16 protein-coding genes are annotated in these 13,604 nt (G+C 57.3%); 9 read left to right on the top strand and 7 right to left on the bottom strand.

Annotation, left to right across the window (positions count from 1 at the left end; genetic code table 11):
• The first annotated feature begins 167 nt into the window (after positions 1–167).
• The 3 genes from SIB73_RS14265 (at position 168) to fldA (ending at position 1,667) form a co-directional block, all read left to right on the top strand.
• Positions 168–491, top strand: a complete 324-nt coding sequence (locus tag SIB73_RS14265; protein WP_413404090.1) for a hypothetical protein — start codon at positions 168–170, stop codon at positions 489–491.
• 135 nt (positions 492–626) lie between these two features.
• Positions 627–1,043: a hypothetical protein gene (locus SIB73_RS14260; RefSeq protein ID WP_413404092.1), complete on the top strand. Its 417-nt coding sequence runs from the start codon at positions 627–629 to the stop codon at positions 1,041–1,043.
• Positions 1,044–1,103: 60 nt separating this feature from the next.
• Positions 1,104–1,667, top strand: coding sequence for a flavodoxin FldA (fldA, locus tag SIB73_RS14255; protein WP_413404094.1), 564 nt, complete (start codon positions 1,104–1,106; stop codon positions 1,665–1,667).
• A 96-nt stretch (positions 1,668–1,763) separates the two neighbouring features.
• On the opposite strand, the gene SIB73_RS14250 is transcribed toward fldA, so the two are convergent.
• Positions 1,764–1,973: a hypothetical protein gene (locus tag SIB73_RS14250; RefSeq protein WP_413439645.1), complete on the bottom strand. Its 210-nt coding sequence runs from the start codon at positions 1,971–1,973 to the stop codon at positions 1,764–1,766.
• Between the two features lie 236 nt (positions 1,974–2,209).
• On the opposite strand from SIB73_RS14250, the gene SIB73_RS14245 reads away from it, so the two are divergent.
• Positions 2,210–2,482 carry a hypothetical protein gene (locus SIB73_RS14245; RefSeq protein WP_413439644.1) on the top strand — a complete coding sequence of 91 codons (273 nt, stop codon included), beginning with the start codon at positions 2,210–2,212 and terminating at the stop codon, positions 2,480–2,482.
• A 319-nt stretch (positions 2,483–2,801) separates the two neighbouring features.
• On the opposite strand, the gene SIB73_RS14240 is transcribed toward SIB73_RS14245, so the two are convergent.
• Both SIB73_RS14240 and purH read right to left on the bottom strand, forming a co-directional pair.
• A complete protein-coding gene (locus tag SIB73_RS14240) occupies positions 2,802–3,260 on the bottom strand; it encodes a DUF4079 domain-containing protein (RefSeq protein ID WP_413404096.1) in 459 nt (152 codons plus the stop codon).
• Between the two features lie 81 nt (positions 3,261–3,341).
• Positions 3,342–4,928, bottom strand: a complete 1,587-nt coding sequence (gene purH / locus SIB73_RS14235) for a bifunctional phosphoribosylaminoimidazolecarboxamide formyltransferase/IMP cyclohydrolase (RefSeq protein ID WP_413404098.1) — start codon at positions 4,926–4,928, stop codon at positions 3,342–3,344.
• Positions 4,929–4,987: 59 nt separating this feature from the next.
• Between purH and SIB73_RS14230 the strand changes: the two genes are divergently transcribed.
• Positions 4,988–5,593 (top strand): alpha/beta hydrolase, encoded by a 606-nt coding sequence (locus SIB73_RS14230; protein ID WP_413404099.1) that lies wholly within the window; start codon positions 4,988–4,990, stop codon positions 5,591–5,593.
• A gap of 27 nt (positions 5,594–5,620) precedes the next feature.
• On the opposite strand, the gene SIB73_RS14225 is transcribed toward SIB73_RS14230, so the two are convergent.
• The gene (locus tag SIB73_RS14225) at positions 5,621–5,989 is read right to left on the bottom strand and encodes a DUF3155 domain-containing protein (protein WP_413404101.1); all 369 of its coding nucleotides are present in this window, start codon (positions 5,987–5,989) and stop codon (positions 5,621–5,623) included.
• 390 nt (positions 5,990–6,379) lie between these two features.
• Here SIB73_RS14225 and SIB73_RS14220 point away from each other — a divergent pair, with 390 nt between their 5' ends.
• A complete protein-coding gene (locus SIB73_RS14220; RefSeq protein WP_413404103.1) occupies positions 6,380–7,525 on the top strand; it encodes a sensor histidine kinase in 1,146 nt (381 codons plus the stop codon).
• On the opposite strand, the gene SIB73_RS14215 is transcribed toward SIB73_RS14220, so the two are convergent.
• Both SIB73_RS14215 and SIB73_RS14210 read right to left on the bottom strand, forming a co-directional pair.
• On the bottom strand, positions 7,473–8,240 hold the full coding sequence (locus tag SIB73_RS14215) for an adenosylcobinamide-GDP ribazoletransferase (RefSeq protein ID WP_413439643.1): 768 nt from the start codon (positions 8,238–8,240) through the stop codon (positions 7,473–7,475). The two genes, SIB73_RS14220 and SIB73_RS14215, sit on opposite strands and share 53 nt — an antisense overlap.
• Positions 8,241–8,253: 13 nt before the next feature.
• Positions 8,254–8,394 (bottom strand): hypothetical protein, encoded by a 141-nt coding sequence (locus SIB73_RS14210; RefSeq protein WP_413439802.1) that lies wholly within the window; start codon positions 8,392–8,394, stop codon positions 8,254–8,256.
• On the opposite strand from SIB73_RS14210, the gene tgt reads away from it, so the two are divergent.
• Positions 8,338–9,441, top strand: coding sequence for a tRNA guanosine(34) transglycosylase Tgt (gene tgt / locus SIB73_RS14205; protein ID WP_413439798.1), 1,104 nt, complete (start codon positions 8,338–8,340; stop codon positions 9,439–9,441). The genes SIB73_RS14210 and tgt overlap by 57 nt on opposite strands.
• A 29-nt stretch (positions 9,442–9,470) precedes the next feature.
• Complete coding sequence (locus tag SIB73_RS14200) at positions 9,471–9,614, top strand: photosystem II reaction center protein K (RefSeq protein ID WP_066904771.1); 144 nt, start codon at positions 9,471–9,473, stop codon at positions 9,612–9,614.
• A gap of 5 nt (positions 9,615–9,619) precedes the next feature.
• On the opposite strand, the gene SIB73_RS14195 is transcribed toward SIB73_RS14200, so the two are convergent.
• Positions 9,620–10,366 (bottom strand): WecB/TagA/CpsF family glycosyltransferase, encoded by a 747-nt coding sequence (locus SIB73_RS14195; RefSeq protein ID WP_413406126.1) that lies wholly within the window; start codon positions 10,364–10,366, stop codon positions 9,620–9,622.
• A gap of 49 nt (positions 10,367–10,415) precedes the next feature.
• Between SIB73_RS14195 and SIB73_RS14190 the strand changes: the two genes are divergently transcribed.
• Positions 10,416–13,604, top strand: a complete 3,189-nt coding sequence (locus tag SIB73_RS14190) for a glycoside hydrolase family 15 protein (protein WP_413404109.1) — start codon at positions 10,416–10,418, stop codon at positions 13,602–13,604.

Below are 13,604 nucleotides of genomic sequence, written 5' to 3'. Positions count from 1 at the left end.
AACAAATCCCGATCGAGCAAAAGTCGAACTTAGACAAAATTGCTTTGCCCTTAAAAACAACACAAACGCTCAAGAATTAGGTGTGATTATTGGACCACGCGACAGACAAATAAGATGCATGAATCAACGCATTGGCGACTAAGATTGGTGAGCAATGGTTAATAATCATGGCTGAATGGGATCAGCAGCTTCTGGAGCTGAATTTTGAAAAAGAAAAAAAAGAAGACGGGTCTATTGCTTATACATTAACGCCTGGAGATCGCCGCGACTCTTACTGGACAAAAATCACTGTCAAGCAGATTGGAGCGCCTACACCTGACGCATGGCAGGTGACCTGTGCAAGGTCAGAAATTCGAATCGGCCTCTGGAGGATTCATAATACAACCCAAGATATCAGCGTTGTTGTCCACACAAGTGCACAAAAAATGCTCGAAGATATTAATTGCCAAGCAAAGCTGAAGCCAAGCTTTTGGCTGAAAATCAGCAGCTAATGCCAATTAAAGTTTCATCAAGCAAAACATCACTTCAACGATCAACTTTGCAGAGACATCAAAAAAAATCTGAGTCGGTTCTTTACGGCCCATAAAGCTCTTGGTCAGACGCAATGCACTCATGCAGATCGATCCATGAACACCGCAAAATCCAACACAAGGCCAACTCTCAAACCCGAGGAGATCGATCAAGCCATCAACCAAGCTGACCTCACCGACATTGAAAGCGAAATCATTGAATACATACGATATATCGGTGTGTTCAATGAACTCAGCCTGAAAAAGGCATTGTCAATGCCATCCAAGCCACCTGCCTTGTATCGGTTATGTAAGGCTTGCGAAAAGATTGGCTCTCACTTACCTGAGCAGTTCAAAGCAATGATGGCCTGGTCAGAAAATGAAAGTGATGACAACATCGCTTGGCAAGGAAATTTAGTTTGTTCCATCGCTTACACATGTGATGGAATAAAGTTGCAACCTGAAAACGCGACATCGCTTTACCATACTTTCGCTGTACACCAGGAATTATTCAACGGGCTTGAGGCTGATTAAATGGCACACCGAACAAGATTTCCACCGTATACTAAGCGACAATAGATTGTTAAATACTATTTGATCGGAGCCTCAGGGCGAGAAAAAATAGAACTGATAGGTTTCTCTATGAAATTTACAATTGTCTTTGCATCAGCGACCGGTCACACTGAAGATATCGCTGAGAGGCTCGACCAGCTTTTGCCAGATTCTGAGCTTAAAGAACTCAGTGATTTTCAGGACATCAAGGATATTGAAACTTGTGAAGCATTGATCTGCTGTACACCCACCTGGAATACCGGATCTGACGTTAAGAGGTCAGGAACGGTCTGGGATGAGCACATTGAACAGATTCCAACACTTAATTGCTCAGGAAAACCAGTAGCCATTGTTGGCCTTGGAGATTCAGCCGCGTTCAGTAAATTTTTCTGTGATGCGATGGAAGAGCTCTATACAGCCTTTCAAAAAGCGGGTGGCAAATCAATTGGACACGTCTCAGGCGAAGATTATATTTTCGATGATTCAAAAAGCATGATCAATGGCATGTTTTGCGGACTTCCGATTGATGAAGATAACGAATCTGAAAAAACACAGGATCGACTGGAAGCATGGTGCAAGACGATATTAGAAGAAACAGCACAGTAACATTTACAGATTCATTAAAAAGTGGCTCACTATCCTAAATTTGGTTGAAACAAATTAAAGACGTTTATAACCAAACTCTCTCAAAACCTGCGAACGTCAATCAATTTGTTTGCTCTGAAAAGACATACAATTCACCGGAAGTCCAGCAATAATGCTGACTAAAACAGGAGTCATCACCATGGCGACGATCAGGAGTCCGATCGGTTGCGGAGTTGACTCGCGCGATGCCTGAAACAAAGCCAAAGCACAACTGATTAAATACAACAGAGATATCAAAAAGGGCTTCAACATCTGGACATCATTCAATGGATCAGAATTCTATGACAGCCTGGATAAAAAACTGGGTGCATCCGATCGCAACCTGCCAAAGAACACCTGCCGGATCCACCCGTAAGGGCACCACTCAATTCGGCCTTATGAGCTGGAGTAAAAGTTACATTTAATAAAGTAATTAGAACTACACGCAGCCAGCAATCAAAAGGGCTTTTGCTACGTCAATTTGCAGAAGTCCAAGCAACAGATTACTCTTCTGCCTATAAATAATGAATGAGCTTACTGAGAAGCACTCGCCAAAATTAATCAGTTTCAAGCAATCAATGGTTGAACCGAATTGGGATTATTTCATTAACGCTCCCTTGGATCAGGGAACCATTCGGTTTGAGACCAAAACCGAAAGAGCTCTACATGCGCGAGTCGTTGCAGCGGAGGCTAACTGGATGCAATACAAAACCTGCGAACAACTCAGTGCTTACTGGTCTGCCAAACATGATCTCGCGATGTACCGAGAAGGTCGAAATCAGGCAAAACAACGCTGAGTCCTCCAAGAAGCCCCAAGTATTGACCAAGAACAAAGTTTCTGTTGACGGCCCAAAAGCCGGAATCAGCCAGCTCGCGCATCATAAGTAACTTGCCTGATTTGCAAACTATGCATTCTTTGGTTAATGTATAATCAATGCAATACTTTATGGCTCTATGTATCAGGACTATACGGCAATTGCAATTTTGCTGCTAACAGCAGTTCCTCTTCTGGCTGTAGCGACGACAGTATTCTTTTACGTTAAAAATAACGACAGAAAAACTCCTCTGACGAAGGAAGATTTTTATCGCTAATGACAACAACGGTTTTCGCTGACCTCAATGATTGAGCCAGATTCGGTTCATGATTTGCATACCGCTGACGGCCTGCCAGAGAAACAGTGTGAGCATTCCCATGTTCAGTCCTACGTGAGCCTTACGCGCCACAAGGTTGCCACGTTGCATCAAGGGTGAAAGAGCTGAAGCTGCTGCAATCATTCCAGTCATGACAAGGCCGACCAATAGATGTGGACCTAAAAACAGCTTGCCGTTGTTCAGATAGGTCACTGCCATTCCACCAAGCGTCCCAAAAACCATCACAGCCATCAAAGCGCTGCCCCAGAGATAGTGCCTCTGAGCGTATTTTCCTTTGATCAGAGCCTTGCGCTGCTGCGATGTCCCCGTGCGCACCTTTTTGGCCTTGATCCCGAGGTACATGGCGTAACCGCCCGCAGCCAGCAACGCCCACATCATCAGCGGATGAACGAAGTTGAGACCAAAAGAGAGTGACTCCGGCATCAAAAATCACATGACTGGCTGAAGATTAAAACTGCAGCCATCAGGGCGTGGACGCTTTTGACCTCCTGTCCGCTGAGATCCTCAGTGCAGAAAGTGACGACGACCGGTCAGAAGCATGGACAAGCCAAGTTCGTTGCAGGCCTGGATTGAATCCCCATCACGCTTGCTGCCGCCGGGGTGAATGACAGCAGTTATTCCGTGTTCTGCAGCCAGGCGGACGGTGTCGTCGAAAGGAAAAAACCCGTCACTGGCGAGCACAGCTCCTCTGCTGTGATCACCAGCCGCCTCGAGAGCAATCTGAGCTGAACCCACCCTGTTCATCTGGCCGGCTCCAACCCCGAGGCTCTGGCCATCCCTGGCAACGACGATCGCATTGGAGCGAACATGACGAACCAACTGCCAGGCAAAACAGAGATCTTCGCGCTCACTGTCTGTGGGAATTCGCTCGGTTGCCACAGTCCAGTCATCCGGACTCACTGGCTGATCATCAAGATCCTGCACGAGAACTCCGCCAAGAATGCTGCGCACGTGGTCGCGGCCAGCGCCGTCAATCGCAGCAGGAGCGAGTTCAAGCAAGCGCAAATTGGCTTTGGCAGCGAGGATCTCCCGTGCTTCTGGTGCAAACGCCGGCGCAACGACACATTCCAGGAAAAGGCTCGTGAGTTCACGGGCAGCCGTTGCATCAACACAGCCGTTCAAAGCCACGATGCCTCCGAAGGCGCTGACACGATCCGCATCCAGAGCCCGGTTCAGTGCGGCTGCAGTGCCATCCCCGATCGCCACCCCGCAGGGGTTGGTGTGTTTCACCACAACAGCCGCAGCACGACTGGCGGGGTGGCTGCCACTGGCGCCGTATCCGAATTCCCGGACCGTTGCCAGAGCGGCCTCCAGATCCAGCAGGTTGTTGGTGCTGAGCTCTTTGCCTTGCAGCTGGATTGCTCCGCCCCAGCCTGCTTTGGCAGCGCTGTACCAGCTGGCGTGTTGATGGGGGTTTTCTCCATATCGCAAGCGCTGACGCAAAGGCAAGGCTTCAAGCCAGGGGAGATCGGCTGCAGTTGGATCATCTGCGCCACTCAGCTCCGGCCTGGCCTGCATCCATCGGGTGATCGCAGCGTCGTAAGCAGCCGTATGAGCGAAAGCTTCCACGGCAAGCTGACGCCGCACGGCATCCGTGAGTGCTCCCCCCGAAGCATCCAGCTCAGCCAAAAAGCGGTTGTACTGATCCGGGGCGGTCAGAACAGCAACGTGCGCGTGGTTCTTGGCAGCGGATCGCACCATGGTCGGACCACCGATATCGATGTTCTCGATTGCGGTCTCCCAGCTCACCTCGGGGTCAGCCACCGTTTCCCGAAATGGATAGAGATTGACGACCACAACATCGATCGGTGCGATGTCATGGGCGACCAGATCGGCTTCATGGCTGGCATCGCCACGCCGCGCCAGGATGCCGCCGTGAATACGAGGATGCAGCGTCTTGACACGCCCGCCAAGAATCTCCGGCGCTCCGGTGTGATCTGCCACTGGGGTGACAGGCAGACCGGCTTCCCTGAGGACCTGGGCTGTCCCACCGCTCGAGAGCAATTGATAGCCGTAGCGGTGATGCAAGGCCTCAGCGAGAGGCACCAGTCCGCGCTTGTCGGACACGCTCAGCAGCGCAATGGGAGCCATGGCAGCAGGACAGGAAGAAGACCTTCGGCCAACCTACGCAGCAGCAGGTCTACAAGCTGATGCCTGATTCAGTGATTCATGCCGGTCTGGAACCGGGACGGATTCGTCTGGTGCTTCTGCATGGCTGGGGGGCCGATGCCGAGGATCTCCTACCCCTCGGCGATGGACTGGCAGCACTCTCCAGCCTCCCCGCGGAATGCATTGGACTGCAGGCCCCCGAACCTCACCCTGGAGGCCAGGGGCGCCAGTGGTATGGCCTGTTCCCAGCGGACTGGCAGGCCGTGCCATCGGCCACGCAACAGCTGCGCGGGCGCATCGAGGCACTTGATCTGGAGACCATTCCTCTCTCAAGAACTGTTCTGATCGGTTTCTCCCAGGGAGGTGCCATGGCCCTGCACGTGGGTTGCGACATGCCACTGGCAGGGGTGATCAGTTGCAGCGGCTACCCCCATCCGGGCTGGCAACCTCCATCAACACGACCCCCGGTGCTGCTGCTGCACGGCCTCGATGACTACGTTGTTCCCGCTGCCGCAGCGGAGAAGCTGCGTGAACTGTTGTCTGGAGATTCAAACCACTGCGATCTCAAAACCTTCGCCGGTGGACACACCATTCCGGCTGAAGCTCAGACAGCAATGGCGGAAGCCATCAGGTCCTGGCTGGGGTAAACCAGCCAGGACTTCACTGCACTGCTATCAGACGAAGGCGTATTCGTACTCTTCCATCTCCTCCCAGTCGTCGGAGGAAAGCTCCAGGCCTTCAAAGATCACCTCTTCGCCGACGCTGTCGACGATGGTGCGCAGCGATGGGAAGAGAAAGTGATTCTCCTCGGCGTACTGAGCACTGAACAGGCCCTTTTCGCCCCAGAAAAAGCGGTCGGTGGTGTGCTCGTTACGCCGCACATTCAGCAGTGCTGGGGGATTGAGACAGCCTTCAGCAATAAAGCGGCGAGCCGCGGTGACCGGTTTGTGTTCTCCGGTTTCCAGATGAAATGTCGGGACATGGGCCAGCACACGCTGACCGGCAAGACGGCGGCGGCTAATCCGCTTGCGCTTCTTAGACATAGGGTTGCCTCCCGCAGACGGGAGCTGAGAGGTGGACTGGAGGGAACTGGTGGACTGAGCCGTTGATTGCGCGATACCCAGATGGATCCGCAAGCGGATCGTTCAGGACATCAACGTTCGGACTGCGGAAATCCGGAAAGGCCGGCTCGCAATAAGACACACTCCATTGCTCACAACGACGAGATGTCGACGTCAACAGGGATGGATCAACCTCTGCTGTAACCTTGGTGGCACGGATTGTGCAACCTCAATCGGAGCAACGAAGGAGCCCGGCCTCCCAAAGGCCGTGCTAGCTGTCGCATCTCCGATCTTAAGACTTTTTCCCAATTTGGCAAGCAGTCCAGATGCTCTATCGCGAGACCGTCTGTATTCCGTGATGCAGTCCGGCTGATGCAACCGTCCGACCGTTTCCTGGAGCTGGCGCAGCAGCAGCTGCAATCTCTGGCGGACGATACGGCCATGGCACGTCTTGCCCTGTACGTCACCGATCGCGACCAGGGATCCACCCCCACCCTGACGCTTGTGGCCCAGTGGCCACTCGACTCAGCGCTGCCACCGGCCATCACTGAAGACCCCAGCTTGCGCAGCGTTGCTCAGGAGCGTCGCTGGTACCCCCTGAGACACGAAAGCCTGCTGCTGGGAGTGCTTCGTGCCGAGCAACGACCCCTTCCAGGCAGACCCGCAGACCATGACCCTCGCCTGCAGATCTGCGCGGAAACGCTGGCCTGCATTCTCGGTCTTGAACAGAATCAGCGAAAGCTTCATCACCAGCTGGATGAGCAACGCCAGCAGCTCAACCTGGTGGTGCATCAGCTGCGCAATCCGCTGACCGCTCTGCGCACCTATGCCCAGCTGCTGCTGCGTCGGATCGGCCCGGACGATCAGCAGCGCTCGTTGGTGGAAAGCCTGATTCAGGAACAGGATCAACTCGATCGCTATCTCCAGTCACTGGACCGGATCGGCAGGGGCGAGCTCAGGTTGGAGGCTGATGCATCCACACCTCTGCTGCTGCCACCCGTTCCCGTGGATGCTCCTGACCTGACCATCGCGGATCTGCTCAATCCTCTGATCCAGAGGGCTTCTGCCACGGCAACCCTGCAAAACAGGCCATGGCATGGCCCAGACCAGTGGGCGGCCTGGACCCAGGCCGCCCGCCCGGCAGCCGATGCCGTGATGGCTGAAATCGTTGCCAACCTGCTGGAAAATGCATTCCGCTACAGCCCGCCTGGATGCGCACTGGGCCTCCAGCTTCTGAACCATGCCATCTGCGTCTGGGATGCAGGCCCGAGCATCCCCGCCGAGGAGCACGGGCGCATTTTCCAGCAGGGAGAACGTGGCAGCAGCAGCATTGACCGACCGGGCTCTGGACTGGGGCTTTCCCTGGCCCGTCGCCTGGCGGAAAGCCGCGGCGGCTCTCTCAACCTCCACACCGAACCCAAAACACTGAACGCGGATCTGCCTGCGCAGGGGAATGCGTTTCTGCTCAGGTTGCCGGCAACAGAGAGGGAACAAGCAACGCCAAACCAAGCAGGGTGAGTGTTTCGCAGATCATCAAGGTTGCGCCGTAGCTGTCGCCCGTATGCCCTCCAAGACGCCGGCCCAGCCACTCGGCCGGCAGCAGTGCCGCCGCACTCCCAACCAAAGCAACAGCGGCCCAGGCCATCAGCAGCTGAGGCTGCAGCCCCCACACCAGCAGCCCTGTCAAAAGCAGTAACAAGAAGCTCGGATGGCCTTCACTCCAACCACACCAGTTGCTGCGGTGGAACGCCGCAGTTCCGGTGTCCTGTTTCCGTAAGTAGCAGAAGCGGCCCATGGCCCAAAGCGGCGAGACTCTCGCGAAGATCGAGGCCATCACCAGGGCTGCTGGAGCGAACCCGTCCAGCTGGACCAGCGCTGAAAACTGGAGCAGCAGCACAATGAACGCCGCTTGAACACCACTGGCCCCGACTCGGCTGTCATCCATCGCCTCCAGACAGCGACTGCTCCCGGCAGCTAGGCCATCAGCCGTATCCATCAGTCCATCCAGATGGAGTCCACCTGTGAGCCAGAGTCCAAGGGCCAGGGCCGCAGCTGCGATCGCCTCGGATGGCCAGTTCAGAGCACTGAGCAGCAGCCACAGGACTGCCATCAGACCTCCGATCACGGCTCCGATCCAGGGAGCGAAACGGGCAATGCGCTCGAAGCGGGGTGCTGGCCATGGCCAGCCAGGCAGAACCGAATAAAACACCCAGGCACCGGCGAGATCACGCAACCAGGGAGGAGAGTCAGACCGCAGAGCAGCGCAGATCAGGGAATGCACTCACCGTAGGGTCATAGGTCGGGGGGAGGTGCGCGTGTTCGACTTCAGGATCAGCGCTCGCTGCTCGCACACGACTGCGCGCTGCGGCAGATTCTCCACCCCGCATGGGGTCGTGGACACCCCGCGATTCATGCCGGTGGGCACTCTGGCCACCGTGAAGGGGATCAGCACAGACCAGTTGGCAACCACCGGCGCCCAGATGGTGCTGTCCAACACCTATCACCTGCATCTGCAACCCGGCGAAACCATCGTTGAGGCTGCAGGCGGACTGCATCGGTTCATGGGCTGGAACGGACCGATGCTCACCGATTCCGGCGGATTTCAGGTCTTCAGCCTGGGAGATCTCAATCGCATCGATGACCAGGGTGTGGATTTCCGCAATCCACGCAATGGAAGCCGCATCCTGCTCACCCCGGAGCGATCCATGCAGATCCAGATGGCACTGGGGGCGGACGTGGCCATGGCCTTCGATCAATGCCCCCCTTATCCCGCAACCGAGAACGATGTGGAGGAAGCCAGTCGTCGGACCCACGCCTGGCTCGAGCGCTGTGTGAGTGCTCATCAGAAGCCCGATCAGGCCCTGTTCGGCATTGTGCAGGGAGGCTGCTTCCCGCATCTGCGTGATGCCAGTGCCAGGGCGGTCGCAGGCTTTGATCTGCCGGGAGTCGCCATCGGAGGAGTGAGCGTTGGCGAGCCCGTTGAAGACATGCACCGGATCGTGCGCCAGGTCACCCCACTGCTGCCGGACGATCGGCCCCGTTATCTGATGGGGATCGGCACTTTGAGGGAAATGAGTATTGCTGTCGCCAACGGCATCGATCTGTTCGACTGCGTGCTGCCGACACGGCTGGGCAGACACGGCACGGCCCTTGTGGGTGGTGAGCGCTGGAATCTGCGCAATGCCCGTTTCCGCCACGACCACTCGCCGCTGGATCCGACCTGTCCATGCCAGGCCTGCCGACGGCACAGCCGCTCCTATCTGCACCATCTGATTCGCAGTGATGAGCTGCTGGGCCTGACCCTGCTCAGCCTGCACAACCTCACCCACCTGATCCGCTTCACCACCGCCATGGGCAAGGCGATCAGAGACAGCTGTTTTTCAGAGGATTTCGCTCCCTGGGAAGAGCACTCCCCAGCTCACCACACGTGGTAGCGTCCGCCCATTGACCGTGTTCTGCCGGGATGGCTGCTTTCTCCCTCGATCTGCTGGCCCAACTTCCAGAGGCTTACCAGGCTTTCGGTCCACTGATCGACATCCTCCCCATCATTCCTCTGTTTTTCCTGTTGCTGGCCTTCGTCTGGCAGGCCTCCGTGGGTTTCCGCTGAAGCGTCTAGCGCTGTCGTTCGCCGTGGCGCAGTACGGACCAGGCGAACTGAGGCAGAGCGAGATAACGCTTCCAGCGTTTTGGATCCTGCAGCAGCCGGTAAAGCCACTCAATCTGCAATCGACTTGCCCAGCCGGGTGCACGTTGTTTCAGACCTGACCAGACATCAAAGCTGCCACCGACTCCCATCCAGAGACCAGGGAGCCGATCACGCATTCTCTGGATCCAGATCTCCTGGAGGGGCACTCCAAGAGCAACAAGCACCAGATCCGGGCTGAGTCGCCGCAACCTCGCTTCAAGCTCCGGCCAGACACCGGCATCCTGATATCCGTGTTCCACGAACACCAGCTGCAGAGCTGGACTCTGCTGAGCAAGGCGATCAGACAATTTTTCCATCACTTCCGGAGACGCCCCGACCAGTGCCACGCGCCAGCCATGGGCTTCCGCGTATTTGAGCAAAGACCAGGCCAGCTCGATTCCTGGACTGCGTTGCACCTTGATGCCCTGGCGAGCGAGGGCCCAGACCACTCCCGCTCCATCCGGGACCACCAGATCGGCGGCTCGGATCACAGCACCCAGATCAGCGTTGCGGCGGGCCAGCATCGTCATTTCTGCATTCAGGGTGACGATCTGACCTCCAGCCTCGGCATGCAGGCCGATCGCCGCGGCCGTCACATCCCTGCAGGCATCAACGGGTACACCGAGAACGTGGCAACGACGTTGATCGCGCGGACCCGTTGTCAGTGCTTCCATCCGCGTGTCCGCTGCACGAGAGAATCTAGATCCGGTCGCGTAAGACACCATGGTTCTGTCGCATCCGACCCGTGAAGAGGATCAACTCCGGGCGCAGCGACTGATTCAGCTTGACCACTCCATCGAGCGGGTGGTGCTGCAACGACAGAACCCAGTCAGTGGTCTGCTGCCTGCCAGCACGGCCCACACCGTGCATGGCAATTACGGTGATGCCTGGGTCCGCGACTGCATCTATTCAATTCAGTGCGTCTGGGGTCTGGCCATCGCACACCGACGCCAGCAAGGAGCCTGTCAACGCTGCTGGGAGCTCGAACAACGCGTCGTCGACCTGATGCGCGGATTGCTGAACGCCATGATGCGTCAGGCGGAAAAAGTGGAGCGGTTCAAAAGCAGCCTCGATCCACTGGATGCCCTGCATGCGAAGTACGACAGTGCCAGCGGAGCACCGGTGGTTCCGGATGATGGATGGGGGCATCTGCAGCTGGATGCCACATCACTGTTTCTGTTGCAGCTCGCCCAACTGAGCTGCAGCGGCCTGGCCGTTGTCCATAACCGCCACGAAGCATCCTTCATCCAGAACCTGGTGTATTACGTGGCCAGGGCCTACCGGGTTGCCGATTACGGCATCTGGGAACGGGGTGACAAGGGCAATCACGGACTGCCGGAACGCAACGCCAGTTCGATCGGAATGGCCAAGGCCGCGCTGGAAGCACTGGACGGGATCGACCTGTTCGCTTCCCACGGAAACGGAAGCATGCAGGTGCTGATCCCACACGGTGCGGTGGTGCGTCTGAGGCGAGCCCTGACAGGGCTGCTGCCGCGTGAGTCAGCGAGCAAGGAGGTTGACAGCGCCTGCCTCTCGGTGATCGGCTATCCAGCCTGGGCGGTGGAGGATCGGGCGCTGGTGGAGCGCACCACGAGGCGGATCCGACGCGAACTGGGAGGTCCATATGGCTACAAGCGCTTTCGCAGGGATGGGCATCAGACGGTGGTGGAAGACATCACCCGGCTGCACTACGAGCGAGAAGAGCTGGCCACCTTTGAAGGCATCGAATCGGAGTGGCCGCTGTTCCTCGCCTACGAACTGGTCACCGCCTGTTTCGAGCAGCGCTGGGACGAGGCCAAACTGTGGCGCGAACGTCTGCAGGCACTGCAGGTGGAATGCGATGGAGAACGACTGTTCCCGGAGCTTTACCTCGTGCCCGCTGAACAGCTGGAACTGGAACGGCGTGCGCCCGGGAGTCAGCGGCGCGTCGCCAACGACAACGTGCCGTTGCTCTGGACCCAGAGCCTGGCCTGGATTGGAGAGATGCTCCTGGATGGACTGATCACAGCCGAGGATCTTGACCCCTGCGGACGGCGACTGCCCGCCAGGCTGGGAAGCGACACGGTGCTGGTGTCGCTGGTCCCGGAGAATGACGCTGTGGCGCAACAGCTGAGGAACCTGGGGTTGCCTGTAAGCGATCCCGCATCCGAGGACCTGCCGGTGCTGGCGTCAGAAGAGCTGCGAGAACGGCTGACGAACGTTGGTGCCGACATCGCCCTCGGTCTCAGCGGCCATCCACCACTACGCCCGGAGACAGCAGTCACCGCTCGCCTCTATAGCCAGGGCGGACAGAACCTGGCATTTCTGCCTGCAGTGCTGGAGGAGGGCACGTTCTTTCTCAGCCATGACCCAAGGCAGCTGGTCGAAAGCATCGTCAACGAGCTGCACCTGCTGCAACGCCATTGGCAGGGCCAGGGAGCACCCCTGCTGCTGATTCCCGTGCAGGCCGCTCTGCTGGAAAGAAATGAAACGCTTCTGCTGGACGTCACCCAACGCCTGCAGAGCGGCAGCATTGAGGGCGTTGGGGTGGATTTTGCTGATCTGGGAGCCCTGGCCAGCAAAGCCCAGTGGTTAATGCTCCCGGACGAAAGCAAAAACACCAAACAGCCAGACGACGGACAACAGGCAGCTGAACTGCTGCAGGCCTCCACCGATCTGAGCGACCTCACCGCAGCCCAAGAGCAGGAACTGGATGACATTCCATTGGAAGAGCTGCGCCAGAGGCTGTGGAGCAGTCATTCACTGCGGGAACAGGCGGAAGTGCTGGAACTGTTGACGCAACGACTGGGTCAGCAGGCCATCCTCAGCGGACCCAAAGGCACTCCTGTTGAGCTGTCCACACTGCTGGAGGAGATCTACCGCCGCGGCCTCAGCCAGGAGGACTGGAACGTGGCCAGGCGCTGTGCCGGTGCGATGGGTCTGATCCATCCTCAGCTTGAGGATGCTCTGACAGACCTGCTGAGCCGCCAGAAGCAGGTGGTGATCGGACGTAATTACAGCAGCGACTCACGACTGACCAGTCCTGTCTCAAGCCAGTCGATCGCCACCCTGATCGACCGCACGTGCGGCAATGACGGACGCGAACGGATGCTCCAGCAGGAGTTGTTGCTGGCTTTGGACGGAATCGCCAGGCGTGAACCGAGCATGATCAGAGGCTCTCTGACCTTCCAGCTCGGCCAGCTGCTGCTGTTGCTGACCTCAGAACTGGCCGCTGAACAACAGTGCAGCCAGGACGAAGCCTTCGAAGCCCTCTGCGACGAGCCTCCTCACCGCATCACCCTGCGCCTGCGCAGGGTGATGGCCGACGTCGACCATGCCAGAGCCGCCCTGCAGCGTCGTGAACTGTTGCACCTGAGCGGCAAGGTGCAGTGGAACATCCCCGAACCCCTGGATCAAAGCCCCAGCGGCAGCGACTGGCTGCAGCACCGGATCCGGCTTGGCTCCCTGCAGCAGGTGCCCAGGGAGTTCTATGCCGGTGTCTGGTCGCTGCTCCACCACTGCCGTGGGCTGGTGATCGGCGACAAGCTGGAGCGCAGAAACCGACTGACCAGCGCTCTGCTTCTGGAGAAAACTCCTGGGGAACGCAATTTTGCCATTCAGGTGGAGCATCTGCTCAGTCGCATTGGGGCTCCGGAATACCGGCAGCTCTGCACTGAAAGCCTGCTGTCACTGATGGCCTTTGCAACGGCCAATCCCCACATACGGTTCGACGATGACATCGCCCTCGATGTGGTGATCGGCCACGCCGTGAGAGTCGGATGGAAAAATCGCCATCCGGAACAGAACACAGCTGACTACTCCCAGCACAAAGCTGCGGCATGGGCTCAGTACTACCGGGCGTCCCCAGCTGAATGCCGAAAATGGCAGATTGAGGCCCTGCGGGAGCTCGCGGAGCAAGAAGGGCTGCACTGA

Source organism: Synechococcus sp. MIT S9509, assembly GCF_047303035.1.
Classification (GTDB): Bacteria; Cyanobacteriota; Cyanobacteriia; order PCC-6307; family Cyanobiaceae; genus Synechococcus_C.
Note: the sequence above shows the minus strand (reverse complement) of the source record. Positions and strands in the feature narration are given on the sequence as shown.